Source organism: Micromonospora sp. CNZ295, from assembly GCF_004217535.1.
This window is the reverse complement of record NZ_SHKZ01000001.1, coordinates 6,047,685-6,072,423: the sequence shown is the minus strand read 5'-3', so window position 1 is coordinate 6,072,423 and position 24,739 is coordinate 6,047,685. Positions and strand designations below refer to the sequence as shown.

General features: G+C 74.5%; 23 protein-coding genes and 2 pseudogenes. 17 read left to right on the top strand and 8 right to left on the bottom strand.

Annotation, left to right across the window (positions count from 1 at the left end; translation table 11 throughout):
* Positions 1–49: 49 nt before the first annotated feature.
* Together EV376_RS28210 and EV376_RS28205 are read right to left on the bottom strand one after the other, a co-directional pair.
* Positions 50–985, bottom strand: coding sequence for a phosphotransferase (locus tag EV376_RS28210; protein WP_130328149.1), 936 nt, complete (start codon positions 983–985; stop codon positions 50–52).
* A 41-nt stretch (positions 986–1,026) separates the two neighbouring features.
* A complete protein-coding gene (locus EV376_RS28205; protein WP_130328148.1) occupies positions 1,027–1,617 on the bottom strand; it encodes a dihydrofolate reductase family protein in 591 nt (196 codons plus the stop codon).
* Between the two features lie 80 nt (positions 1,618–1,697).
* Between EV376_RS28205 and EV376_RS28200 the strand changes: the two genes are divergently transcribed.
* Together EV376_RS28200 and EV376_RS28195 are read left to right on the top strand one after the other, a co-directional pair.
* A complete protein-coding gene (locus tag EV376_RS28200; protein ID WP_130328147.1) occupies positions 1,698–2,279 on the top strand; it encodes a TetR family transcriptional regulator in 582 nt (193 codons plus the stop codon).
* A 71-nt stretch (positions 2,280–2,350) separates the two neighbouring features.
* The gene (locus EV376_RS28195; RefSeq protein ID WP_130328146.1) at positions 2,351–3,499 is read left to right on the top strand and encodes a polysaccharide pyruvyl transferase family protein; all 1,149 of its coding nucleotides are present in this window, start codon (positions 2,351–2,353) and stop codon (positions 3,497–3,499) included.
* A 6-nt stretch (positions 3,500–3,505) separates the two neighbouring features.
* Here the strand turns inward: EV376_RS28195 and EV376_RS28190 are convergent, their stop codons facing one another.
* Positions 3,506–3,712, bottom strand: coding sequence for a hypothetical protein (locus EV376_RS28190; RefSeq protein WP_130328145.1), 207 nt, complete (start codon positions 3,710–3,712; stop codon positions 3,506–3,508).
* Positions 3,713–3,778: 66 nt separating this feature from the next.
* Positions 3,779–4,648, bottom strand: coding sequence for a PfkB family carbohydrate kinase (locus tag EV376_RS28185; RefSeq protein WP_130328144.1), 870 nt, complete (start codon positions 4,646–4,648; stop codon positions 3,779–3,781).
* Between the two features lie 126 nt (positions 4,649–4,774).
* Here EV376_RS28185 and EV376_RS31150 point away from each other — a divergent pair.
* The 3 genes and pseudogenes from EV376_RS31150 to EV376_RS28175 form a co-directional block, all read left to right on the top strand.
* A pseudogene (locus EV376_RS31150) lies at positions 4,775–5,368 on the top strand (ATP-dependent helicase); the annotation flags it as partial.
* Positions 5,369–5,416: 48 nt separating this feature from the next.
* Positions 5,417–7,876 (top strand): annotated as a pseudogene (locus EV376_RS28180) (DEAD/DEAH box helicase); the annotation flags it as partial.
* Positions 7,873–8,805, top strand: a complete 933-nt coding sequence (locus EV376_RS28175) for an SWIM zinc finger family protein (protein ID WP_130328142.1) — start codon at positions 7,873–7,875, stop codon at positions 8,803–8,805. The pseudogene EV376_RS28180 and the gene EV376_RS28175, both read left to right, overlap by 4 nt.
* 39 nt (positions 8,806–8,844) lie before the next feature.
* Here the strand turns inward: EV376_RS28175 and EV376_RS28170 are convergent, their stop codons facing one another.
* Positions 8,845–9,102: a DUF3040 domain-containing protein gene (locus tag EV376_RS28170; protein ID WP_130328141.1), complete on the bottom strand. Its 258-nt coding sequence runs from the start codon at positions 9,100–9,102 to the stop codon at positions 8,845–8,847.
* Positions 9,103–9,554: 452 nt separating this feature from the next.
* Between EV376_RS28170 and EV376_RS28165 the strand changes: the two genes are divergently transcribed.
* The 5 genes from EV376_RS28165 to EV376_RS28145 all read left to right on the top strand — a co-directional run bounded on the left by EV376_RS28165 (position 9,555) and on the right by EV376_RS28145 (position 15,794).
* Positions 9,555–11,567 carry a DUF1800 family protein gene (locus tag EV376_RS28165; RefSeq protein WP_130328140.1) on the top strand — a complete coding sequence of 671 codons (2,013 nt, stop codon included), beginning with the start codon at positions 9,555–9,557 and terminating at the stop codon, positions 11,565–11,567.
* An 8-nt stretch (positions 11,568–11,575) separates the two neighbouring features.
* Positions 11,576–12,955 carry a DUF1501 domain-containing protein gene (locus EV376_RS28160; RefSeq protein ID WP_130328139.1) on the top strand — a complete coding sequence of 460 codons (1,380 nt, stop codon included), beginning with the start codon at positions 11,576–11,578 and terminating at the stop codon, positions 12,953–12,955.
* Positions 12,952–14,373: a ferredoxin reductase family protein gene (locus EV376_RS28155; protein WP_130328138.1), complete on the top strand. Its 1,422-nt coding sequence runs from the start codon at positions 12,952–12,954 to the stop codon at positions 14,371–14,373. Before EV376_RS28160 ends, EV376_RS28155 begins: the two co-directional genes overlap by 4 nt.
* Before the next feature lie 11 nt (positions 14,374–14,384).
* Positions 14,385–14,972 carry an FMN-binding protein gene (locus EV376_RS28150; RefSeq protein ID WP_130328137.1) on the top strand — a complete coding sequence of 196 codons (588 nt, stop codon included), beginning with the start codon at positions 14,385–14,387 and terminating at the stop codon, positions 14,970–14,972.
* Positions 14,973–15,071: 99 nt separating this feature from the next.
* On the top strand, positions 15,072–15,794 hold the full coding sequence (locus tag EV376_RS28145; protein WP_130328907.1) for an FAD:protein FMN transferase: 723 nt from the start codon (positions 15,072–15,074) through the stop codon (positions 15,792–15,794).
* Between the two features lie 100 nt (positions 15,795–15,894).
* On the opposite strand, the gene EV376_RS30395 is transcribed toward EV376_RS28145, so the two are convergent.
* Complete coding sequence (locus EV376_RS30395) at positions 15,895–16,053, bottom strand: hypothetical protein (protein ID WP_165438133.1); 159 nt, start codon at positions 16,051–16,053, stop codon at positions 15,895–15,897.
* Positions 16,054–16,136: 83 nt separating this feature from the next.
* Positions 16,137–16,817 carry a bifunctional DNA primase/polymerase gene (locus tag EV376_RS28140; RefSeq protein ID WP_130328136.1) on the bottom strand — a complete coding sequence of 227 codons (681 nt, stop codon included), beginning with the start codon at positions 16,815–16,817 and terminating at the stop codon, positions 16,137–16,139.
* Between the two features lie 236 nt (positions 16,818–17,053).
* Between EV376_RS28140 and EV376_RS28135 the strand changes: the two genes are divergently transcribed.
* The 5 genes from EV376_RS28135 to EV376_RS28115 all read left to right on the top strand — a co-directional run bounded on the left by EV376_RS28135 (position 17,054) and on the right by EV376_RS28115 (position 21,756).
* On the top strand, positions 17,054–18,283 hold the full coding sequence (locus EV376_RS28135) for a helix-turn-helix domain-containing protein (RefSeq protein ID WP_130328135.1): 1,230 nt from the start codon (positions 17,054–17,056) through the stop codon (positions 18,281–18,283).
* A 16-nt stretch (positions 18,284–18,299) separates the two neighbouring features.
* Positions 18,300–18,878, top strand: a complete 579-nt coding sequence (locus tag EV376_RS28130) for a flavoprotein (protein WP_130328134.1) — start codon at positions 18,300–18,302, stop codon at positions 18,876–18,878.
* A 103-nt stretch (positions 18,879–18,981) separates the two neighbouring features.
* A complete protein-coding gene (locus tag EV376_RS28125; RefSeq protein WP_207228622.1) occupies positions 18,982–19,818 on the top strand; it encodes a Nif3-like dinuclear metal center hexameric protein in 837 nt (278 codons plus the stop codon).
* Positions 19,808–20,545, top strand: coding sequence for a CT398-like coiled coil hairpin domain-containing protein (locus tag EV376_RS28120; protein ID WP_130328132.1), 738 nt, complete (start codon positions 19,808–19,810; stop codon positions 20,543–20,545). The genes EV376_RS28125 and EV376_RS28120 overlap by 11 nt, the downstream gene beginning before the upstream one ends.
* A 2-nt stretch (positions 20,546–20,547) precedes the next feature.
* Positions 20,548–21,756, top strand: coding sequence for a bifunctional RNase H/acid phosphatase (locus EV376_RS28115; protein WP_130328131.1), 1,209 nt, complete (start codon positions 20,548–20,550; stop codon positions 21,754–21,756).
* Position 21,757: 1 nt separating this feature from the next.
* Here the strand turns inward: EV376_RS28115 and EV376_RS28110 are convergent, their stop codons facing one another.
* Positions 21,758–22,615, bottom strand: coding sequence for an alpha/beta fold hydrolase (locus EV376_RS28110; protein ID WP_130328130.1), 858 nt, complete (start codon positions 22,613–22,615; stop codon positions 21,758–21,760).
* A 162-nt stretch (positions 22,616–22,777) separates the two neighbouring features.
* On the opposite strand from EV376_RS28110, the gene EV376_RS28105 reads away from it, so the two are divergent.
* Together EV376_RS28105 and mctP are read left to right on the top strand one after the other, a co-directional pair.
* Positions 22,778–23,020 carry a DUF3311 domain-containing protein gene (locus EV376_RS28105; protein WP_130328129.1) on the top strand — a complete coding sequence of 81 codons (243 nt, stop codon included), beginning with the start codon at positions 22,778–22,780 and terminating at the stop codon, positions 23,018–23,020.
* A complete protein-coding gene (mctP, locus tag EV376_RS28100; RefSeq protein ID WP_130328128.1) occupies positions 23,020–24,669 on the top strand; it encodes a monocarboxylate uptake permease MctP in 1,650 nt (549 codons plus the stop codon). Before EV376_RS28105 ends, mctP begins: the two co-directional genes overlap by 1 nt.
* The last annotated feature ends 70 nt before the right edge of the window (positions 24,670–24,739 follow it).

Here is a 24,739-nt window from a genome sequence, read left to right as displayed (position 1 = left end):
GGCAGCAGTAACGCCGCCGGGCCCACGGATGGTTGAGGACCGCCCGGGATCATCCGAGGCGGCTCGCCACCCAGGGCAGCAGCGCCTCACCTTGGGCGCGCTGGAACGCCCGTACGGTGGGGATGCCGGGCGGGGGCGGCCGCCGGGCGCCGTCGAGGAAGAAGCCGGCGAGGCCCGCGTACAGGCCGGTCAGCGTGTCCGGGTCGACGTCGGCGGTGAGCGGCAGCCGGCCCAGCAGGGCGTCGGTGTCGTGCCCGCCGTGCAGCCGGACGTTCACCAGCAGCAGCGCGGTGTCCAGCCAGGCCGGTCCCCGGCAGGCCCACGGCCAGTCGACGACGGTGACCGTGCCCGCCGCGTCCACGAGCAGGTTGTCGGCGCGGATGTCGACGTGGCAGAGGGTGTCGCCGTCGAGCGCGGCCAGGGCGAGCCGGGCGGCGTCGACGAGGTCGGTCAGGTGGGCCGCCGCCCACGGGTCGAGGTCCGGTGGCGGGTCGGCGGCGATCCGCTGCCAGCCGGCGAGGTCGTACGCCAGGTGCTCGGCGGCGGCCGGCACGTGCGGCACCGGGTTCGGGGTGAGGGCGGCGGCCAGGTCGGCGAGCGCCGCCAGCACCTGGGTCAGCTCGTCCGGGCGCCACGGGGTGGCCGGGTGCCGTCCGTCCACGTCGGTCAGGACCAGCGCCACCCACTCGCCGTCGTCGTGCAGACCGAGCAGGCGCGGCGTCGGGGCGTACGGCGGAAGGGCGGCCGTGTTGCGCGCCTCCGCGCGGTGCATGCGGACGCTGTCGGTGTTCTGCGCCGGGCTGACCGCCTTGACGAACGCCCGACCGCCCGCGGCGGTGCGGACCCGGTCGGCGGTGCCCGGCGAGTATCCGCCGGGCTGCGACACCGCCTCGACCACCCGGTCGCCGAGGATGTCCTCCACGGCGGACCGGACGTGGTCGGGCAGGTCGGCCCAGCCGATCCGGGTCGCGGTGCGCGTGCTCACCCGGTCCACCGTGCTGGACGCCGGGCCGGCCGGCAATCGGATTACCCGGCGGTCCCGTCGGTGGCCGGGCGCGTGTAGTGCAGGACGACGACTCCGCTGGCGAGCGGCCGGGCCTCCACCAGGGTGAACCGCCGGGGGTCGAAGTCGCGGTCGGCGAGCGGGACGCCGCTGCCGACCACGAACGGGTTGAGCTTGACGACCAGCTCGTCCACCTCGGGCAGGAGCTGGCCGGCGAGCTGGCCGCCGCCGCAGAGCCAGATGTCGCGGCCGGGCTGGCGCTTGAGCGCCCGGACGAACCCGACCGGGTCACCGGAGACGATCTCCACCTCCGGGTCGGGGGCCGGCGGCAGGGTGCGGGCGAAGACGTACTGCTTGAGGTGGGCGTACGGGCTGGTGACGCCCATCTTCAGGGCCGGGTCGTAGGTGGCCCGACCCATCACCAGGGCGTCGAACCGGCCTTCCGGCCGGTCGATGCCGAACTGCGGGTGGGCGAAGGTGGGGAGCGTCTGCGGCCAGTGAGTCGCGATGTGGGCGGCCACGTCGGGTTCGAGCCCGAAGAAGTCGAACGACCCGTCCGGGGCGGCGATGAAGCCGTCGATGGTGGCGGCCACGAAGTACACGAGCTTGCGCAAGGATCTCCTCAATCACTACTGCTGTCGTGGTTACCGGGAGGAAGCTACAACAGCTGTCGTGGTTTGGCTAGGGTGTTCCCGTGGCGAGGAACGAGGCGCGGCGGGCGGCTCTGGCGGACGCCGGGCTGCGGGTGCTGGCGGCGACCGGTGCGCGGGGGCTGACCCACCGCGCGGTCGACGCCGAGGCGGGCGTCCCCGTCGGCACCGCGTCCAACTACTTCCGCTCCCGGGACGCGCTGCTCGGCGCGCTCGGCGAACGGATCATGGAGCGGTTCGCTCCGGACGAGGCGGTCCTCGCGGAGCTGGGCGCCCGGGAGCCGTCGCTGGAGCTGTTCACCGACTACCTGCGCTACATCGTCGAGCGCACCACCCGGCAGCCGGATCTGACCCGGGCCCTGATCGAGCTGCGCCTGGAAGCGGTCCGCCGCCCCGACCTGGCCCGGATCCTGGGCGACACGCTGCGTCGGGGCTACCGCGACGACGTGGCCTTCCACACCGCCTCCGGGCTGCCCGGCGGGGCGTTCGAGATCGCCCTGCTGCGCTACGCCGTCGACGGCCTGCTGCTCGACCTGCTCACCACCGGCATCGGCGCCAATTTCGACCCGGACGAGGTGGCCGCGGCTCTCGTCGCCCGCCTGGTCCCGGCGTCCCATTCGCGGTGACCGCCGCCGGGGAGGACTGTTCCCCGGCGTTGCGGGAAACCGGCCGGGACGCACCTGGGGAGGAGCGACGGATGACGCGTGGCGCCGGTTTGACCATCGGTGTGCTCGGCTCGTACGGCGGTCGCAACCTCGGTGACGAGGCGATCCTCACCGGCCTCCTGGCCGACCTGCGCGAGCAGGAGCCGAACGCCCGGATCATCGTCTTCTCGCGGAACCCGGAGCACACCCGGGTGGCGCACCCGTACGTGGAGGCGGTGCCGTGGGAAGGGGTGAGCCGCACCGACTCGTCCCTGGTGCTCGCCCAGCTCGACCTGCTCATCCTCGGCGGTGGCGGCATCCTCTACGACCGGGAGGCGCGCCGCTACCTGCGGGTGGTTCGGGTGGCCCAGGAGCGCGGCCTGCCGCTGCTCACCTACGCGGTGGGGGTCGGCCCGCTCAGCGAGACCGTGGACACCGGGATGGTCCGTGAGACCCTCGCGGGCGCGACCCAGGTGACGGTGCGTGACCAGGAGTCCCGGATGCTCCTCGAGGAGGCCGGCCTGCTCAACCCGATCACGGTCACCGCCGATCCGGCGTTCCTGCTCGAAGCCGAGGACTTCCCCGCGCACCTGCTGCGCGAGGAGGGGGTGCCGGCCGGCAAGCGGCTGGTCGGCATGAGCGTCCGCGAGCCGGGGCGGGCCGCGGAACGGCTCGACGTCGACGGGTACCACCGGCTGCTGGCCCAGATCGGCGACTTCCTCGTGCACCGGATCGACGCGTACGTCCTGTTCGTCCCGATGGAGCGGGACGACATCCGGCACTCGCACGGCGTGCTGTCCCACATGATCGCCGCCGAGCGGGGGCGGATCCTGCACGGCACCTACTCGCCCCAGCAGGTGCTCGGCCTGATGCGGCACTTCGACCTGGCGGTCGGCATGCGGCTGCACTTCCTGATCTTCGCCGCGATGGTGGGCACCCCGTTCCTGCCCCTGCCGTACGCCGGCAAGGTCTTCGACCTGGCCCAGCGGCTCGGCGTCCCGGCGCTGCGGGGCGTGGAGCGGGAGGTCGAGGGCCCGCTGCTGGCCGAGGTCGACCGGCTCTGGGACGAGCGGGAGAAGCGCGCCGCGGCCACCGCCCGGCGGGTGGCCGACGTGTGCGAGGAGGCCCGGGGCACCTCCCAGGTCACCCGGGCGGTGCTGGAGAGCCTGCGGGCCCAGTCGGTGATCCGCGTCGGCACGTGAGCCCGGTCAGACCGCGGGGCCGCGCCAGCAGTAGCGCCACCGGCCGGTCTCGGTCCCCACCGTCTCCAACTCGTAGATCTCCGCCTCGGCCAGCCCGGCGTCGCCCATGTGATGGTGGGTCAGCGGGGGACGGCCGTTCGGGTCCAGCTCGACGGTGACCGTCTGGCCGTCGGCCGTGCCACCGACCAGGGGGATCTCCACGGTTGATGCCATGCGCCCATCCTGCCCGGCGCGAGGGAGGGGCGCAGCGGAAGCGGTCGGCAGCGCCCAGACGCGGGCTCAGGCGGATGGCGGGAGCAGACCCGGCGGGTACTCCATGCCGTCCCGGGTGCAGGCGGCGGCCGCCACCCGGGCGGCGTACGCCGCGGCGTCCCGCAGCGTGGCGCCGCGCAGTCGGGCGGCGACGAGGCCCGCCGCGAAGGCGTCCCCGGCGCCGTTGGTGTCGACGACCGGCGCGGGCGGCGTCGCCGCGGGCACCCGGACCGGAGTCCCGCCGGCCGCGTACACGTCGGCACCGTCCCCGCCACGGGTGACCACGACCGTGCGCGGTGCGAGACCGGCGGCCAGCGCGCCGGCCCGGTCGCCGAGCCGGACCCCGCTGACGAAGACCAGGTCCGCGGCCTCGGCGAACGGCCGGTGGTACGGGTTCGTGCCGTCCCAGTCGTGCAGGTCGGTGGAGAGGGCCACGCCGCCACCGAGCGCCGCCCGGACGGCGGGCAGCAGGTCCCGGACCCAATCCATGATCGACACGTGGACGTGTGCCGCGCCCCGGACGAGTGCGGGCAGGTCCGGGAACGGCGTCGGTCCCTGCCACGGCCGAGGGTCGTAGAGGGAGCTGCGCCGCCCGGCGGGGTCGACCAGGTTCACCGACCGTCGGGTGCCGGCCGGGGCTTCGGCCAGCACCGCACGCACCCCGGTCCGGGCCAGGGCGGCCCGGACGACGTCCCCCGCCGGGTCGGCGCCGAGCACGTCCACCACCGTCACCCGCAGGCCGAGCGCGTGCGCGGCGAGCGCCACCCCGGCGCCGGTGTTGCCGATCCGCAGGTCGATCGGGTCGACGGTCACCGAGTCGGCGTCGGGCAGCGGAAGGGCCGGGACGCGGACCCGCACGTCCACCCCGAGGCCGCCGATCACGAGCAGGTCGTCCACGGCGGGGACGATAGCCGGTCGGTCGCGACCGCCGCCCCGGCGTGTCGCGCCGGCCCGGGACAGTCGCCTGCGATCGGGCGTCGGGGCGCGGCCTATCCTGGGCGGGGCGTCGACGAGGGGGAGTGCGTGCTGGTCATCCACGGGTCGTGGCGTTCCGGCGTCGGGCTCGCCGTCTGGGCCGAGGACAGCGCGCTCCCGCCCCGGGCAGCACGCCGGCCCGGCCGGTCGCCCCGGGAGCGCCCGCACCCGTTCGGCGCCGATCACGCGGCGCTCGCCGCCGCCGTGGCCGAGCTCGCCGAACCGACCGCGCTGGGCACGGCCCGCCTCACGCTGCCCACCCGGGGCGGCTCTCCGCTGGACTCGCCGGAACTCGTCCGCACCGAGCCGGTCGAGCCGGTCCGCGGGCCGGTCACCCTGGCCGGGTGGCGCGCCCCCGTCCTGGTGTACGCCCCGGACGCCGCCCTGCCGCTGCTACGCCGGCTCGCCGAGGCGGCCGCCGTGCCCGGCGCCACCCTGCGCCACCTGGCCGAGCTGGCCGACTTCGCCGTCGACCTGGTCGCCCGCGGCCGGATCCTGCCCGGCGTCCTGGTCCCGGCCGGGCGGGCGGTCGCCGCCCGGGCCGTCTGGCGGCCCCTGCTCACCGGCACCGACGCCGCCTGGGCGCGGTCGCTCGCGCTGGCCCTGCCGCCGGCCGCCCGCTCCGCCGTCGAGGTCCGGCTCGATCCACTCGATGCCACCTTCCCGGGCACGGTGCCGGACGGCGAGCCGCCGGAGCCGGGGGAGCTGGTCGCCGAGGCGCTGGACGCGCTCGCCGACGCCGCGGCACGCGCGACGCTCGCCGACGTCGCTCTCGCCCGGGGCGTACGCCCCTCGGGCGCGGTGCCGGCATGGCTGGCGGCGCTCACCGGACCGCGCCGCGACTTCACCGCCGACCCGGCGGCGCTGGAGACCCTGCGGTCCGAGCTGGACGCCTGGCAGCGCGACGCCGCCGGCGGCCCGGTCCGGGCCAGCTTCCGCCTGGTGGAGCCGCTCCTCGACGAGATCACCGAGCCGGTCACCGTCGTGCCGGCCGCCGCCCCGGACGGGCGCTGGCGGGTCGAGTTCGGCCTCCAACCGGCCGACCAGCCGGGCCTGCACGTCGACGCCGGGCGGATCTGGCACGAGCCGGCGACGGTGACCGGGCTGGACGCGCCGCAGGAGACACTGCTGGCCGAACTGGGCCGGGCCAGCCGGCTCTGGCCGGAGCTGGACGCGGCGCTGCGTACCGCCGCGCCGGAGTCGCTGGACCTGGACGTCGAGGGCGCGCACCGGTTCCTGCGGGAGGGGGCGCCGGTGCTGCACGCGGCCGGGTTCGCGGTGCTGCTGCCGTCGTGGTGGCGGCGTCCCTCGGCGCGGCTCGGCGCCCGCCTGCAGGCCCGGAGCCGGACCGCGCCGGGCACCGTGGCCGGGGCGGGCGGCGGGGTCGGGCTCGACGCCCTGGTCGACTACCGCTGGGAGGTGTCCGTCGGCGACCAGCCGCTGACCGAGGCGGAACTGGCCTCGCTCGCCGCGTTGAAGTCGCCGCTGGTCCGCCTGCGTGGCCGGTGGGTGGAGCTGGATCCGAAGCGCCTCGCCGCCGGCCTGCGGCTGCTCCGCTCGGCCGGCGAGCTGACCGTCGGCGACCTGCTGCGGCTCGGCCTCTCCGACAGCGCGGCGGACGCGCTTCCCGTGCTCGCGGTGAGCGCCGATGGTGCGCTGGGCGACCTGCTCGCCGGCGCGGTCGAGCGGCGGCTCACCCCGATCGACGCGCCGCCCTCGTTCCACGGCACCCTGCGCCCGTACCAGCGGCGGGGACTGGCCTGGCTGGCCTTCCTCCAGTCGCTCGGGCTGGGCGGGGTGCTCGCCGACGACATGGGACTCGGCAAGACGGTGCAGCTGCTCGCCCTGCTCGCGGCCGACCCGCCGGACGCCGGCCCGACGCTGCTGGTCTGTCCGATGTCGCTGGTCGGCAACTGGCAGCGGGAGGCGGCCCGGTTCACCCCCGGCCTGCGGGTCCACGTGCACCACGGCGCGGAGCGGGCGCGGGGGGCCGCGTTCACCGACGCCGTGCACGCCGCGGACCTGGTCCTCACCACCTACACGGTGGCCGCGCGCGACGCGGTGGACCTGGCCGGCATCGACTGGCACCGGGTGGTGGTGGACGAGGCGCAGGCCATCAAGAACGCCTCGACCCGCCAGGCCGAGGCGGTCCGCGCGCTGCCCGCCCGGCACCGGATCGCGGTCACCGGCACCCCGGTGGAGAACCGGCTCGCCGACCTGTGGTCGATCATGCAGTTCGCCAACCCGGGCCTGCTCGGCCCGGCCGCGACGTTCAAGAAGCGGTACGCCGAGCCGATCGAGCGGCACGGCGACGCGGAGGCGGCCGAGCGGCTGCGCCGGATCACCGGGCCGTTCGTGCTGCGCCGGCTCAAGACCGACTCCTCGATCATCTCCGACCTGCCGGAGAAGCTGGAGATGGAGGTGGTCTGCAACCTGACCGCCGAGCAGGCCGCCCTCTACCGGGCGGTGGTCGACGACATGCTGGCGCGGATCGAGTCCAGCGACGGCATCGAGCGGCGCGGCCTCGTGCTGGCCGCCATGACCCGGCTCAAGCAGGTCTGCAACCACCCCGCGCACCTGTTGCGGGACGGCTCCGCGCTCGACGGGCGCTCCGGGAAGCTGGCCCGGCTGGAGGAGATCCTCGAGGAGGTGCTCGCGGCGGGGGAGCGGGCGCTGCTCTTCACCCAGTACGCCGAGTTCGGCGGCATGCTGCGCGGCCACCTGTCGGCGCGGTTCGGCCAGGAGGCCCTGTTCCTGCACGGCGGCGTCGGCAAGGCCGACCGGGACGCGATGGTGACCCGTTTCCAGTCCCCGGACGGCCCGGCGCTGTTCGTGCTCTCGCTCAAGGCCGGCGGGACCGGACTCACCCTGACCGCCGCCAACCACGTCGTGCACGTCGACCGCTGGTGGAACCCCGCGGTGGAGGACCAGGCCACCGACCGGGCGTTCCGGATCGGCCAGCGGCGGCGCGTCCAGGTCCGCAAGTTCGTCTGCGCCGGCACGGTGGAGGAGAAGGTGGCGGCGCTGATCGCCGACAAGCGCCGGCTCGCGTCGACGGTGGTCGGCACCGGCGAGCAGTGGGTCACCGAGCTGTCCACGGCGCAACTGCGTGACCTGTTCCGGCTGGAGGCGGGGGCGGTGGTCGAGTGAGCCCGCGTACCACCGGCGGCGGCGCCCCGCGCAGCGACGCCGGGCGGTTCGCCGACTACGGCCCGCCGCGGCGGGTGGCGGGTGGGCTCCGCGCCCGCAGCACCCGCGGCGCGATCGGCCGGTCCTGGTGGTCCCGCCGCTTCCTGGAGGTGCTCGAGTCGTTCGCGCTCGGCACCCGCCTCACCCGGGGTCGCTCGTACGCGCGGGCCGGGCAGGTGCTCCGCCTGGACGTGGCGCCGGGCGCGGTGACCGCCGTCGTGCAGGGTTCCCGACCCCGGCCGTACGACGTGCGCATCGGCCTGCCGGCCTTCCCGCCCGCGCTCTGGGCCCGGGTCGAGGAGGAGCTGGCCGCGCAGGCGTTCTTCAGCGCCCGCCTGCTCGCCGGGGACCTGCCGGCCGAGTTGGAGGAGCTGTTCGCCGCCGCCGGCGCGCCGCTGTTCCCGGCCGGCGTGGCCGAGCTGGGCCAGCGGTGCAGCTGCCCCGACGTCGCCGTGCCGTGCAAGCACCTCGCGGCGACGTTCTACCTGCTCGCCGAGGCGTTCGACGCCGACCCGTTCGCGCTGCTGCACTGGCGGGGCCGCAGCCGCGACGAGCTGCTCGACCGGCTGCGTGTGCTGCGCGGAACCGCCGCGCCCGCGCCGGCCACGCGGTCCGCCGAGGACGCTGCGTCTGCCACTGTGGACGTGCCGGCGGTGGGTGCCGCGCGGGCGGTCACCGGCCTGCCGCCGGCGTCGCTGGGCGACGCCGTGGACCGGTTCTGGTCCCCGCCGGTTCCGCTGCCCGACCGGCCGCCCACCCTGGTGACCGGGACGGACCTGGTGCTGCGGCAGCTCGGCGCGCCCGCCCCCGCAATCGGCGGCCCGGGGCTGGTGGAACGGCTGCGCCGGGCGTACCGGCGGCTCGGTGAGCAGGACGCCGCGAACCCCTGACCGTCCGCCGGCGGAAGGATCGGCGAGCCCGGACGTGGCTCACAGCCAGCGGCGGCGGAACCGCCACATGACCGCGGCGTTGGCCACCAGGACCACGGCGCAGATCGCGCCGGCCACCCGGCCGGCGAGCACGGTCGTGGCCGGGAGCGCCGCCCACAGCAGGATCGTGAACAGCATCAGCCAGCGGCCGTGGCGGCCCCGTGCCCGGTTGTCCAGCCGAGCGAAGAACGCCGGGTCGCTCTCCCGGAGATTGCGGGTGATCTGCTCGAACCTGCGCTGATCCTCTTTGCTGAGCATGTGCCTTCCCCTCACGTGTTCAGCGGTTCGGCGGCATACCCGCTGGGGCGAGGGCTCACGCGCTCCTGCTGCTGCCACTTTCCGGTCCCGCGCCGGATCACGCGACCCGGCGCTTGGCGGGTGCGCTGCCGGCGCCTCAGGACCGGCTTAGCCGACCCTTAAGTTTGCCTGTGGTGTCGAACGGCGCGGGGAGCGTCGCGTGGTCCGGAAACGTTACGTCCGTGCGGCACGTCCGCCCTGCTCGCGAGCGCCGGTCCGAAGCGGTGTGCCGCAGCGGACGCGACGAGTGCGCTGTGCACTGCCTTAAGTGCCGGTTTCACCGTCTCCGGGGCTTCTTGAAGGCGTCTCACCCCTTGGTTACTTTCCCGTACCAACCCCCGCAAGCATCGGCCGCCGCACCCCGAATCCCGCCCGGTCACGGACGTCGCGGCGCAGCAGGAACGGATTGGTACATGGCCAACCAGAATGTGCCACCACATCGACCGTGGGACGACCGCGGACGGGACGGGCGATCCCACCCCGACTCGTACCACGAGCAGTACCGGCCCACCCCGTACGCCTACGACGCCCCCCAGTCGCCGGCACCGCAGGGACCACAGTGGGTCGGCCCGGCCGGCTTCGGCACGACCGCCCCGGCCCCGGGCGGCGGTCGACTGCCCACCCTGGACGACGACGACGGCGACGAGCCCGGCCCGAAGGTGGGCCGCCGCAAGGCGCTCGCCGCGTTCGGCGGCACCGCCGCGGTGTTCGCCGGCGGCGCACTGGCGATGTCGCCCCAGGTCCGCGGCCTCTTCGGCGACGACGTGGTGGCCGGCGACGCCACCGGCACCCAGGTGACCGACGGCACCGCGGCCCGGCCGAGCGGGCAGCAGCCGAGCACCGTGCGCACCTACACCGAGCAGAACGAGAGCTACATGGGCTCCCGGGCCGGTGAGGTGCTGAAGAAGAACAACCCGGCCGGCGGCCGGGTCTTCTCCGGACCGGCGGCCGCCGCCGCGGAGACCAAGGTGACCGTCAAGACGGTCCTCGCCAAGGACCCGGTCCTGCACCTGGCCCGGCGGGCCACCTTCGGGGTGACCCCGAAGGTCGTCGCCGACATCAAGGCGCAGGGCATCGACGCCTGGCTGCGCCGGCAGCTCGACCCGGACCGGATCGCGCCGACGAAGGCCGAGCTCAAGCTCGCCGAGCTGCCCACCCTGAAGCTCAGCACCGAGCAGCTCCGCGCGCAGCGCGACCAGCTCAACGAGCGGGGCGCCCGGCCGGAGCGGGAGATGGTGGACGCCACCATCGCCCGCCAGATCTGGTCGGACCGCCAGCTGTTCGAGGTGATGGTCGACTTCTGGAACGACTTCCTCCACGTGGCGGCCGACTTCGACGGCGGCGAGGTGTACCGCAACTCGTTCGACCGCGACGTGGTCCGCAAGCACGCCCTCGGCAGCTACCCGGAGATGCTGCTCGCCGCGAACCGGCACCCGGCGTTGCTGCTCTACCTCAACCAGAACGAGTCCCGCGCCGACGCGGTCAACGAGAACCTGGCCCGGGAGAACCTGGAGCTGTACTCGGTCGGCGTCGACGGCGGCTACACCGAGAAGGACGTGCGGCAGGCCGCCCTGCTGCAGACCGGCCGGGGCGTGCAGGACGGCAAGTACGTCTTCCGCGCCCAGCGGCACTACGTCGGCAAGGTGAAGATCCTCGGCTTCACGCACGCCAACAACTCGGACGACCCGAAGAAGGCCGAGGCGGCGATCGACGCGTACCTGTCGTACATCGCGCTGCACCCGTCGACGGCCCGGTACGTGGCGCAGAGCCTCGCCACCCGGTTCGTCTCGGACACCCCGCCGAAGTCCCTGGTGGACCGGCTGGCGAAGACGTACCTGGCCAACAAGGGTCTGGTCAAGCCGTTGCTGATGACCCTGTTCAGCTCCTCGGAGTTCTGGGCCGGGGTGGGGCAGAAGGTCCGCCGCCCGATGGAGTACCTGGTGGCGACGTACCGGGCGCTCGGCGTCTCGCCGGACGCGGCGCCCGGCCACGACAACGGCGACAACCAGCGCACCCCGTTCGGGCGCGGCCTGCGGCAGATCCACGACAAGATGCGCGAGCTGGGCCAGTACCCGATGGGCCAGCCCACGCCGGACGGCTACCCGGACGTCTACGTGGCGTGGACCTCGGCCGGCACGATGGTCAACGGCTGGAACGAGGCCGGTGACCTGGTGGCGGCCCGCCGCACCGTCTTCACGTTCACCAAGCCGGAGAAGCTGGTGGCCCGGCCGCCGGCCACCGCCGGCGGGTACGTGGACGCGCTCGCCGTGCGGCTGCTGGGCCAGAAGCTGAGCGCCAAGGAGAAGGCGTTGATCCTCGGCATCGCCGGCGTCTCGGCCGGTGCCCGGGTGGACGCGACGTTCAACGGGGCCGTCGCCGCCGTCGCGCGGGCGATCCTCGCTTCCCCCCAGCACCACCTCCGGTGAGGCCTCCGATGGAGAAGACTGTGTACTCGTACCCCCTGCACCCCGAATGCCCCGACGTGCGGCGGCTGGCCGACAACCCGGCCGAGGCGCTGCTGCGGGCGGAGGCCGACGTCGTGGCCGCCGAGAACGCCGCCGAGCGGGACCGCTACCGCCGGCTGGAGGAACTGGAGGAGGCCCAGCAGGACGGCCGCGGCGTCACCCGCCGTACCTTCGTCGCCGGTGCCGCCGCCACCGCGACCGCGCTGGCCACCGCTCAGTTCGTCACCACGTCGGCGTCCTTCGCCGCGGCCAAGACCGGCACGCTGATCCACGTCTTCCTCTACGGCGGCCTGGACGGGCTGAGCCTGGTCGCCCCGGCCGACGACCCGGTGCTCGCCAAGGCCCGCCCCGACCTGCTGCTCGCCGACGACTCCCTGGCCGTCGGCCGGGGCTTCAAGCTGACCAGCGCGTTCAAGCCGCTGGAACCGTGGCTGCGCTCGGGTAACCTCGGCTTCATCCCCGGCGTGTCCGACGAACGCCTGTCGCGCAGCCACTTCCAGGCCGCGGACGCCTGCAACCTGGGCGGGCTGCCCGGTGAGACCGGCGGCCGGGGCTGGCTGGACAGCCTGGTCGACGCGCTCGGCAAGGGCACCGCCTTCCGCAGCGTCGGCATCGGCAGCACCCTGCCCCGGTCGCTGGTCGGCACCAACGGCGCGCTGTCGTTGAACAGCGTCGGCCAACTGCGGCTCAACGGTGAGGAGAAGTTCCGGGCGGCCACCGAGAAGGCGATCCGTGGCCTGTTCACCGGGATCAACCACCCGGTTCAGGAGGCGGTCCAGGACGGCCTCGGCGCGCTGGCCACCGCGCAGCGGCTCGCCGCGAAGCCGTACCAGCCGGCGGAGGGCGTCGAGTACCGGGGCGTCGGCCGCGCCTTCCAGCAGCTCGCCCAGCTGATCAAGGGCGGGGCGAACGTCCGGGTCGCCACGGTCGGCATGGGCGGCTACGACACGCACGAGAACCAGGGCAGCCGCGAGGGCGGCCAGCTGCACCGGCGGCTGAACGAACTCGCCTCGGCGATGGCCGCGTTCTTCACCGACCTGGGCGACCAGGCGGCCGACGTGACGATCATGGTGTCCAGCGAGTTCGGCCGGCGCGTCGCCTCCAACGGCGGCGGCACCGACCACGGGCACGGCGGCGTCATCACCGTCCTGTCCGGCCGCAAGCTCGCCGGCTCCCTGCTCGGCACCTGGAACGGGTTGAACCAGCTCGACTCCGGCGACGTACCCGAGTACAACAACATGTTCAACGTCTACGGGTCCGTCGCGCAGGGCCGGTTCGGGCTCACCAACGCGGAGGTGGCGAAGATCTTCCCGCGGATGAAGTACGCCCCGATGAAGCTGTACGCGTGACGTACCCCCGTACCCATGCCGCCGGCCGCCGGACCGCGACGACACCGTCCCGGGCCGACGGCCGGCCGGCTGCCGGCGGACACCCGTGGGTGCCCGCCCGGCGCGGACCCGGCGGGCGCCGGCTGCTGGCCGTGCTGCTCGTGCTCGGCCTGCTCGCCAGCGTGCTGCCCTGGTGGCTGGACACCCCCGCCGGCTCGCTGAAGAGCACCGCCGCCACCGTCACCGCCGCCGGCCGGATCACCGGGCTGGTCGCCGGCTACCTGCTGCTCGTGCAGGTGCTGATGGTGAGCCGGCTGCCGGTGCTGGAACGCTGGATCGGGGGCGAGCAGCTCGCCCGCTGGCACCGGGACGTCGGCGCGACGCTGCTGGTGGCGGTGCTCGCGCACGCCGCGCTGATCCTGGTCGGCTACGCGGACCTGGAGGACAATCCGGTCCTCACCGAGGCGGGCGTCCTGCTGCGCGACTACCCGGACATGGTGTCCGCGTTCGCCGCCGCCGGCATCCTGGTGTTGATCGGGTTCACCGGCGTGCGGGCGGTCCGGCGGGTGCTGCCGTACGAGCTCTGGCACGTCCTGCACCTCGCCAGCTACCTCGCGCTGCTGCTCGGCTTCGGCCACCAGTTCAGCAACGGTGCGCAGCTCTTCCGGCCCGGCCCGGTCCGCACCCTGTGGATCGCCATGTACGTGCTCGTCGTCGCCGCACTGGTGTGGGGTCGGGTGGTCGCGCCGCTCGCGTTCAACCTGCGGCACCGGCTCCAGGTCGCCGACGTGGTGGCGGAGAGCCCGGACACCGTCTCGATCTACCTGACCGGCGAGCGGCTCGACGAGCTGGACCTGCTCGGCGGCCAGTTCTTCCGCTGGCGGTTCCTCACCCGGGGCTGCTGGTGGCAGTCGCACCCGTTCTCCGTCTCGGCCGCCGCCAACGACCGCTGGCTGCGACTGACCGTCAAGGTGGTCGGCGGGTACACCCGGGACCTGCGCGACCTCGACCCGGGCACCCGCGTCTGGGCCGAGGGACCGTCGGGCACCTTCACCGCGGCCCACCGCGTCCGGGACCGGGCGCTGCTGATCGCCGGCGGCAGCGGCATCACCCCGCTGCGGGCGATGCTGGAGGAGCTGCCGCCCGGCTCGGCGCTCATCTACCGGGCGCGGACGCCGGCCGACGTGCTGCTGCACCGCGAGCTGGACTGGCTGGCCCAGGCCCGGGACGTGCGGATCTGGTACGTCATCGGCTCCCGCCGCGACCCCGGCCCGCGCGAGGTGCTCAGCCCGGCGGGGCTGCGCCGGCTGGTTCCCGACCTGGCCCGCCGGGACGTCTACCTGTGCGGCCCGCCCGGCCTGGTCGCGCAGTCGCTGGCCGCGCTGCGCCGGGCCGGCGTGCCCCGCCGGCAGGTCCACCTCGCCACGTTCGAGCTGTAGGAAGGCATCTGATGCGTCGCGCCCTGTTCGCGATCACCGGCTTGGCGGCCAGCACCACCGCGATGGTGGTGCTGAAGACCTCGCCGGGCGCCGCTCCGGTCGCCCAGGACCTGCCCGCCGAGGGGCAGCCGGTCGTTCCGGCCGGCGCGGCCCCCACCGACGAGGCCACGGCCGCCGCGCCGTCGGCGACGGCCGCCGCGCCGCGGCCGGGCCGCAGCGCCAGCCGGGCACCGGCGGACCGGCCGAACTCGAGCCCGACCGCCGGCACCCGGACGCCGTCCGGGCGGAAGACGAGCAGCAGGCCGGCCCAGCCGACCACCCGGACGGTGGTCGGACCGGTGGTGGAGAACGAGTACGGCAACGTCCAGGTGCAGATCACCCTGTCCGGCTCGCGAATCGTCGACGTGGTCGCGCTCGAACTCCCGGAGGACACGGCCCAGTCCGACCAGCGCAGCCGCCAGGTCGACGACGCGTACAGCGGCACCTCCGGGCAGGTGGTGGAGCTGCAGAGCGCGGACCTGGACACGGTCTCCGGGGCGACCGCGACCAGCACGTCGTACAAGCGGTCGCTGCAGGCCGCGATCGACCGGGCCGGCTAGCCCGTGCCGACGTCACCGCCGGTCCGCGCCGGGACCGCGACGCAGTCCCGGGTGCCGGCCGCGCCGGCCCGTCCCGGCCTGCGTCGGGTCGAGCAGGTGATGGGTACGGCGATCAGCCTCGACCTCGCCGACGACCTGCCCCGCGCCGAGCTGGACCGGCTGGCCGAGGAGACCTTCCGCTGGCTGCGCGAGGTGGACGCGCGGTTCAGCACGTACCGGCCGGACAGCGAGGTGTGCCGTTTCGACCGGGGGGAGCTGCTGCTGTCGGAGGCGTCGGCGGACCTGCGGCTGGTGCTGGAGCGCTGCGCCGACCTGTGGGCCGCCACCGACGGGTTCTTCGACGCGTACGCCACCGGCGCCTTCGACCCGTCCGGCTACGTCAAGGGCTGGGCCGCCCAGGTCGCCTCGGACCGGCTGCTCGCCGCCGGGGCGGCCAACCACTGCCTGAACGCGGGCGGCGACGTGCGGGTCCGGGGTCGCTCGGCGTCCGGGCGGCCGTGGCGGATCGGGGTCCGGCACCCGTGGAACCCGATGGCCACCTGCCTGGTGCTCGCCGGCACCGACCTGGCGGTGGCCACGTCCGGCGGGTACGAGCGCGGGCACCACGTGCTCGACCCGCGCCGTGGCGCGCCGGCCCGGGGACTGCGCTCGGTCACCGTGGTCGGCACCGACCTCGGCGTGGCCGACGCGTACGCCACCGCGGCCGTCGCGATGGGCACCGCCGGCCGGTCCTGGCTCGACCGCCGCCCCGACCACCGCCACGCCATCGTCACCGACGACGCCCGCCTCCTGCACTCGCCGAATCTGCCCCTCGCCCCCTGACCGCCGCGATCTTGCATTTTGTGCCCTCGTTATGCCCTTTCTGCGCCTTATTCCGGGGCCGAAAGTGCAAGATCGCCGGGGTGGGGTGGGGTGGGGTGGTTCAGCGGGTGGGGCGGTGGGTGTTGGCGGGGCGGGAACCGGGTGGGCGGGGGCGGCCGGGGCGGGAGCCCGCCGGCCGGGTGCCCGCCCAGCGGTGCCGGGGACGGTGGCGGGGCGGCTCGGCGCCGCACGGCTCGCGCGTGGTGTCGTCGGTGGACATGCGACCAACCCCCGATCGTGGCGCGTCCGCGCCCCTCGGCCGGTTCAACGATCCGGACCCGCCCGACGTCGCTGCCCCGCTGGTCAGCGGCCGCGGCGGGGCAGCGGCAGGTGCCCGGGGAGCAGGTCCGCGACGAGCGTCACCCCGCTGGCGCGTAACTCGCCGATCAGGGTGTTCTGCAGCAGGTACGAGTCGGGCAGCTGCCAGCGGGCCTGCTCCGGCGCGACCACCCAGCGGACGGTGCCCTCGGGCAGTCGGGTGGGCGGTGCCGGGATCCACGAGCCCGGGCCGTGCCGTACCACGTGGAAGCAGTGGTCGAGTTCGGGCCGCAGCGGGTCGCCGGGCCGGACCAGGAACATCCACCGCCCGGTGGGAGTGGCCAGGGCCGGTCCGCGTACGGCCAGGCCCGCCGGGTGGTTCTGCACCGCGGCGAGCACCTGCCGTCCGATGTGGGCGGGGACCTCCAGCACGTCGAACGCCCGGCCGGTGGGCAGCAGCACCCCGTGCGGGCGGCTGTGCCACCAGGTCGCCACGCGGGCCGGGTCGGCGCTCGCGGCGCGCTCCCAGTCCTCCAGCGCCGGGTGGCAGCCGACCGTGGGGCAGCCGGCCCGCCCACAGACGAAGCGACTGCGGGCCAGGCAGGCGCCGGGCGTCACCTCCCAGCCGTGCAGCGCGTAGCGCACGGCGACCCGGCGCAGCCGGACCCGTTCCAGATGCGACAGTTGGGCGACGCGTGGTCCGACATTCCCCCACATGTGTGTCATCTCCCCTCGCCGGATCTGGCCTGCGTCGATGTCCCATGTCGAGCACCGTCACTGCCGTAACCCGCGATCGTTGAGTTGACGAACGGCTGATGCAACTTGCACGAAAACTACGAGGATCGGCCGTACGGCTGACGCACACGCTGTGCGACCAGCGAAAACCTGAACAAGCAACGCCGCGCCCGCGGAGGGACCCTCGGTCGACCGGCCGGAGTGGACGCTAGGGGAGGGATGGGGACATGGACGAGTTACCCATAGGGCGGCGGGTGGCCTACTGGCGGGGGCGACGCAAGATGTCGCAGCAGGTCTTCGCGGATCGGTTGGGCAAGTCGAAGAGCTGGGTGGACAAGGTCGAGCGGGGGGTACGCCGGCTCGACAAGTTCTCCGTCCTCTACGAGATCGCCGACATCCTCCAGGTCGACGTGCAACTGCTGCTCGGCAAGGATCCGGAGCGGCGCAGCGACGCGTTGAAGTGCATCGACCAGGTCGAGGTGCAGGAGATCCGGGCGGCTCTCGAGCGGTACGACTCGATGAGCGCCTACTTCGACGCGGCGCCGTACCCGCCGCCGCTGCAGGACATGCGCAAGGCGCTCACCCACGCCTGGCTGACCTACCAGTACGGCCGGTACGGGATGCTCACCCGCGCCCTGCCCAAGCTGCTGCGAGACGCGCAGGCGGCCGACGCCGGCTTCGGCGGCGACGACGCCCGGGAGGCGGCGCACCTGCTCGGGCAGGTCTACCAGATCGCCTCGTCGGTGCTGCGCAAGCTGGGCGAGTGCGACCTGGCCTGGCTGGCCGCCGACCGGTCGATGGCGGTCGCCCAGCGGGCCGACGACCCGCTGCTGGCCGGCATCGCGACCACCCGGGTCTGCAACGCGCTCGTGGCGATGGGCCGGCCCCGCCCGGCCCTGGAGCTGAACGTCACGATCGCGAACCGGCTCGCCCCGGGTGGCGGCAACGACGCGGACGCCGACCGCCTGTCGGTCTACGGCATGCTGCTGCTGCAGGGTGCGATGGCCGCGTCCCGGATCGGTGACTCCGCCACCGTGGACGACCTGCTGGGCGGCGCCGCGGAGGCGGCCGAACTGCTCGGCGGCGACCAGAACCGATACTGGACGTCCTTCGGGCCGACCAACGTCGAGCTGCACCGCGCCGCGGCGGCGGTCGAGCTGGGTGACGGCGGCCGGGCGGTGGAGATCCACCAGCAGCGCATCCACGAGCCGGCCTTCAGCGCCCTGCTGCCCGAGCGCCGGGCCCACCACCTGCTCGACATCGCCCGGGGCTACGCGCAGGTCGGTGACGTGGCGAACGCCGGCGAGACGCTGCTGCGCGGCGACCGGCTCGCGCCGTCGGAGATCCGCTGCCGGCCGATCGCCCACGAGGTGATGTCCGACATCCTCCGTCGCACACGTGGTGCGCCGCCTTCGCCGATTGCGGAGTTGGCTGAGCACATGGGAGTAGGGGTATGAGCGCGGAGCCGGTCTGATGGGCGGGCCGCCGCGCACCGCCGAGCGCCGTGCGGTGCTCTACGTCATCGCCTGCGGTTCGCCGCTGGCGCGTCACGTCGGCCGGCTCGTCGAGCTGGCCCAGCAGGACGGGTGGGAGGTCTGCGTCGTCACCACGCCCGACGGCGCCAAGTTCATCGACCGTCCGGCACTGGCCCGGCAGACCGGCCATCCGGTACGCACCCACTACAAGAACCCGGGTGACCCCGACGTGCTGCCGCCGGCCGACGCGATGATCGTCTGTCCGGCGACGGTGAACACCGTCAACAAGTGGGCGGTCGGGATCGCCGACACGCTGGCCCTCGGGCTGCTCGTCGAGGCGCAGGGCCTCGGGGTGCCGCTGGTCGCGGTGCCGTACACCAACGCGGCGATGGCCGCCCACCCGGCGTTCCGGGCGGCGCTGGCCCGGCTCGCCGAGTGGGGCGTCACGGTGCTCTTCGGCGACCACATCGTCCCGCTGCACCCACCGGGCTCCGGCGAGCGGCACCTGCACGCCTTCCCGTGGGAGGTGGCGGTGGCCGCGCTGCGCGACCCGTCCCCGGCCAGCTCCGCCGCGTAGCCGGCGGTCGGCATCCCGTCCGGGTGGCGACGCGCCGCGTCGCCACCCGCGCCGGGTAAGCTGGCCCGCCGTGAGCACAACCGCACTCCCGACGGTCGCCGACGTGGTGGCCGAGCTGGAGCGGCGCTACCCGCCGGCGTGGGCGGAGGAGTGGGACCGGGTCGGCCTGGTGCTCGGCGAGCCCTGTGCGCCGGTCCGCCGGGTGCTCTGCGTCGTCGACGTGGTGCCCGAGACGGTCGCCGAGGCGCTCGACGCCGGGGCCGACCTGATCGTGGCGCACCACCCGCTGCTGCTGCGCGGCGTCTCGTCGGTGGCCCCGACCACGTACAAGGGGCGGATCATCCACCGGCTGATCAAGGCCGACGTCGCGCTGTACGTGGCGCACACCAACGCGGACGTGGCCGAACCGGGCGTCTCCGACGCGCTGGCCGCCCGCTTCGGGCTGACCGGCCTGCGCCCGCTGCACCCGCCCGCTCCCGGTTCGGCCGCGCACGGCGCCGGCCGGGGCATCGGCCGCATCGGCGAGCTGCCCGAGCCGATGACCCTCGCCGAGCTGACCCGGCACGCGGCCGCCGTGCTGCCCGTCACCGCCTGGGGTGTCCGCGCGGCCGGCCACCCGGGCCGTGTGGTGCGTACGCTCGCGGTGAGCGGCGGCTCCGGGGACAGCTTCCTCGGCGCCGCGACCGCCGCCGGGGTGGACGCCTTTCTCACCGCCGACCTGCGTCACCACCCCGCCGGTGAGCACCTGGCCGCCGACGGTCCCGCCCTGCTCGACGCCGCACACTGGGCGACGGAACGACCCTGGTTGGACGACCTCGCCGCCGTCCTGCGGGAGGCGACCGGGGTGGAGACGATCGTGTCCGACCTGGACACCGACCCGTGGACCGTACACGCCGCCCAGCCCGTGGCGGACGACAAGGAGCCCGACCGTGAAGGCTGACCCGAACGTCCAGCGCCGCCTGCTCGACCTGGCGGCCATCGACACCGCCCTCGCCCAGCTCGCCCACCGGCGCCGGGCGCTGCCCGAGCGGGCCGAGCTGGAGGCGCTCGCCCGGGAGCTGTCCGCGCTGGAGGACGAGCGCGTACGCGCCCAGGTGGCCGTCGACGACCTGGACCGGGACATCGCCCGGCTGGAGAAGGACGTCGACCAGGTCCGTGCCCGCAAGCGCAAGGACGAGGACCGGCTCGCCGCCGGCACCGGCCCGGCGCGGGAACTGGAGGCGCTCCAGCACGAGCTGGCCTCGCTCAACCGCCGCCAGGGCGACCTGGAGGACGCCGAGCTGGAGCTGATGGAGCAGCGGGAGACCGCGCAGGGCGTCCTGGACGGCGTCGAGAAGCGGATCGCCGAGGCCCGGGAGAAGCGGGCCGCCGTCGAGCAGCGCCGCGACGACAGCCTGGCCGAGATCGGCAAGGAGGAGGAGTTCAAGCGGGGCGCGCGCCAGCCGCTCGCCGCCGACCTCCCCGGCGACCTGGTCGCGCTCTACGACCGGATCCGCGAGGACACCGGGCTGGGCGCCGCGCTGCTCACCGCCGGGCGGTGCGGCGGCTGCCGGATCGAGCTGTCCGGCGCCGACCTGGCCCGGATCCGCACCGCTGACCCGGACGACGTGGTCCGCTGCGAGGAGTGCCGCCGGATCATGGTCCGCACCAACGAGTCCGGCCTGTAGCCGTGGCGCCGCGTGTGGTCGTCATCGAGGCTGACGGCGGGTCCCGGGGCAACCCCGGTCCGGCCGGTTACGGCGCGGTGGTCCGCGACCCGGACACGGGCGAGGTGCTGGTTGAGCGCTCCGAGGCGATCGGCACCGCGACCAACAACGTCGCCGAGTACCGGGGCCTGATCGCCGGCCTGGAGGCCGCCGCCGAGCTGGGTGCCACCGAGGTGGAGGCCCGGATGGACTCGAAGCTCGTGGTCGAGCAGATGTGCGGCCGCTGGCAGATCAAGCACCCCGGCCTGCGCCCGCTCGCCGCGCAGGCCGCCGCGCTGGTCGGCCGGTTCGCCGCCGTCCGGTTCAGCTGGATCCCCCGGGAACGCAACCGGCATGCGGACGCGCTGGCCAACGCGGCGATGGACGCCGCCGCGGGGGTGCCGGCGCGGCCGGCCCGCCCGGCCGCGGAGCCGCCGCGGCAGGTGACCGCGCCCGACTCGCCGGCCCGGGCGGCCGCGCGGGAGGCGGCGTCCCGCGCGGCGACCGCGCGGACCACCGGCACCGACCCGGCCACCGCCCCGGCCTCCTGGGAGCCACGGCCCAGCTTCACGGCGACCCGGCTGATCCTCGTCCGGCACGGCGAGACCGAGTACACCGAACAGCGCCGCTACTCCGGCCGGGGCGACGTGCCGCTGTCCGACCGCGGCCAGGCCCAGGTCAAGGCGACGGCCAGCCGGGTGGCCGCGCTGGCGCCGTCCGCGGCGGCCGTGGTCAGCTCGCCGTTGACCCGGTGTACGCGGACCGCCGAGGCCATCGCCGGTGCGCTCGGCGGCCTTCCGGTACGGGTCGACGACGACCTGATCGAGTGCGACTTCGGGGCCTGGGAGGGCCGGACCTTCGCCGAGGTGCGCGAGCGCTGGGCCGGGGAGCTGGACGCCTGGCTCGCCTCCACCCGGGTCGCGCCGCCCGAGGGCGAGTCGTTCGCCGAGGTGGCCGCGCGCTGCCGCCGGGCGGTCGAGGGGCTGCGGCAGGCGTACCGCGGGGAGACCGTCGTGGTGGTCTCCCACGTCTCGCCGATCAAGCTGATCCTGCGCGACGCGCTCGGGGCCGACGACACCCTGCTGCACCGGCTGTTCCTGGACGCGGCCGGCATCTCCCTGGTGGACCTGTGGCCCGACGGCGGTGTCGCGGTCCGCACGGTCAACGACACCGCCCACCTGACGGCGGTGTGAGTCAGCCGGCGAGGAACCGTTCCACGGTGGCCGCGAAGGACTCCGGCTCGTCCACGAAGGGGAAGTGGCTGGTGTCCGGCAGCGTCACCAGCTCGGCGTCCGGCAGCAGCACGGCCAGCAGACCGGCCGCCTCGGGGGCCGGCGCGGCGTCGAGGGCGCCGGCCACGATGAGGGTGGGCGCCGCCACACCGGCCAGGGCCGTGCGGAGGGCGTCGCGGTCGACGTCCACGCCGGCGTAGAAGCCGGCGGCCGCGTCGACCGCCCGGTCGTCCTCCTGGGCGGCTGCGTGCGCCCGGGCCCGCTCGGTCCACGCGCCGTACCAGAAGGGAGCGGCGGCCAGCCGCAGCGGCGCGATCTCCACGTCGTCCGCGCCGCGCCGCAGCGCCTCGCCCCACGCGTCCAGCGCCGCCGTCGCCGCCGCATGCCAGGGCTCGTCGGCGCGGCGGGCGTACGCCTCGGCCATCCCGACCGGCGCGGCCAGCAGCAGGCGCAGGCTGGGCGTGACGAGCACCAGCCGGCGGAGCCGGTGCTTGAAGCGGGCGGCGTACAGCAGGGCGACACTCGCGCCGGCCGAGTGCGCGAGCAGGTCCATCCGGTCCAGCCCCAGGTGGGCGCGGAGCGCCTCGACGTCGTCGACGATCCGGTCGCAGCGGTACGTGGCCGGGTCGGCGGGCGCGGCGGAGTCGCCGCATCCCCGGCTGTCCAGCAGCAGCAGGGTCCGGCCGGCGGTCAGCCCGCCGAGGTCGCCCAGGTAGCGCGCCGGTTGTGCCGGCCCGCCCGGCAGGCAGAGCAGCGGCGGTCCCTGCCCGCGGCGGTGGTAGGCGAGGGTGGTGCCGTCGTAGGAGGAGAAGGTCGGCATCGGGGCATCGTGCCAGATCCAGTCGGCGACCGGTGGCCCACCATTCGGCGCAGCGGATCGGCCGTTAGGCGCAGCGGGATCCGCCGGGCGAACGTGACAGCAGTCACACGACCGTAGCCTCCGCCCGTCACATCCCAACCACCACCGACCGGAGGTCTGCCGATGGCCGCACCCGACCCGGAGACGCGGGCCACCGCGACGACCCGGGCGAAGGACAAGAGCCCCTGGAACTGGCTCCTCTTCGTCCCGATCGTCGTGCCGCTGATCCCCGCTCTGTTCAACGCCGACTCACCGCGGATCCTCGGCTTCCCGCGGTTCTACTGGCTCCAGCTCACGTACATCCTGCTCGGTGTCGCGACCACCACGCTCGTTTACCAGCTGACGAAGAAGCGGGGTGGCCGCTGATGTGGCGGGACCACCTCACCGAGATCATCATCTTCAGCGGGTTGTTCCTGCTGGTGAGCGTCATGGGCTTCGTGGCGTCGCGCTGGCGCGCCCCACGGGACATGGCCCACCTCGACGAGTGGGGCCTGGGCGGGCGCAACTTCGGCGGCTGGATCACCTGGTTCCTGATCGGCGGTGACCTCTACACCGCGTACACCTTCGTGGCGGTGCCGGCGCTGGTCTTCGGGGCGGGGGCGATGGGCTTCTTCGCCGTGCCGTACACCATCGTGATCTACCCGCTGGTCTTCCTGGTGCTGTGCCGGCTCTGGTCGGTCTCGCACCGGCACGGCTTCGTCACGCCGGCCGACTTCGTCCGCAGCCGGTTCAACTCGCCGATCCTCGCGCTGCTCGTCGCGATCACCGGCATCGTGGCCACGATGCCGTACATCGCGCTGCAACTGGTCGGCATCGAGGCCGTGCTCAAGTCGATGGGGGTGACCGGGGAGAGTGCCCTGGCCCGGCATCTGCCGATCATCGTGGCGTTCGCCATCCTGGCCGCGTACACCTACCAGTCCGGGCTGCGCGCGCCGGCACTGATCGCGTTCGTCAAGGACACCCTGATCTACGTGGTGATCCTGGTGGCGGTGCTGTACCTGCCGTACAAGCTGGGCGGCTGGGGTGACATCTTCGACGCCGCCCAGGCGAAGTTCGACGCCTCGCCGAGCCCGGCGGACGGGGTCCTGCTCAACGCCAACAACCAGCTCCAGTACGTCACGCTGGCGTTCGGCTCGGCGCTGGCGCTGTTCCTCTACCCGCACAGCATCACCGGCGTGCTGGCCAGCCGGAACCGGAACGTCATCAAGCGCAACATGTCGGCGCTGCCCGCGTACAGCCTGCTGCTCGGCCTGATCGCCCTGCTGGGCTTCATGGCGATCGCGGCGGACGTGACGCCGCTGCCGGGGGCGAAGGAGGGCACGGTGGACAACAACACCATCGTGCCGTTGCTCTTCGACCAGCAGTTCCCGAGTTGGTTCACCGGCGTCGCGTACGCGGCCATCGGCATCGGTGCGCTGGTGCCGGCGGCGATCATGTCGATCGCGGCGGCGAACCTGTTCACCCGCAACATCTACAAGGAGTACCTGCGGCGGGACGCCACCCCGGCCCAGGAGGCGAACGTCTCCAAGATCACCTCGCTGGTCGTGAAGATCGGGGCGGTGGCCTGCATCGTCTTCCTCGACCCGCAGTTCTCCATCGACCTCCAGTTGATCGGCGGCGTGATCATCCTGCAGACGCTGCCGGCGGTGGCGCTGGGCCTCTACACCCGCTGGTTCCACCGGGGGGCGCTGATCGCCGGCTGGGTGGCCGGCATGGGGCTCGGCATGTGGATGCTCTACCAGGTGTCCAGCCCGACCCGGAAGCACTTCGCCGGGTCGGCGTTCCCGCTGGAGAAGTTCGGCTTCGACACCCCGAAGACCATCTACGTCGGGATCGTGGCGGTGCTGGTCAACCTCGCGGTGGCGGCGCTGCTGACGCTGGTGCTGCGGGCGGCGAAGGTGCGCGACGAGGGCGACGGCACCACGCCGGACGACTACTTCGTCGACGAGGGTGACGCACGAGTCACCCCGGGCACCCGGCAGGACGCCGACGCGGCCCCGGAGCCCGTCGCCTGAGGTGAGGGAAGGGGCCCCTGGTCAACGCCTCGCGTTGGAAAGGGGCCCTTCTCGCCGGCCGCCGGCGGGG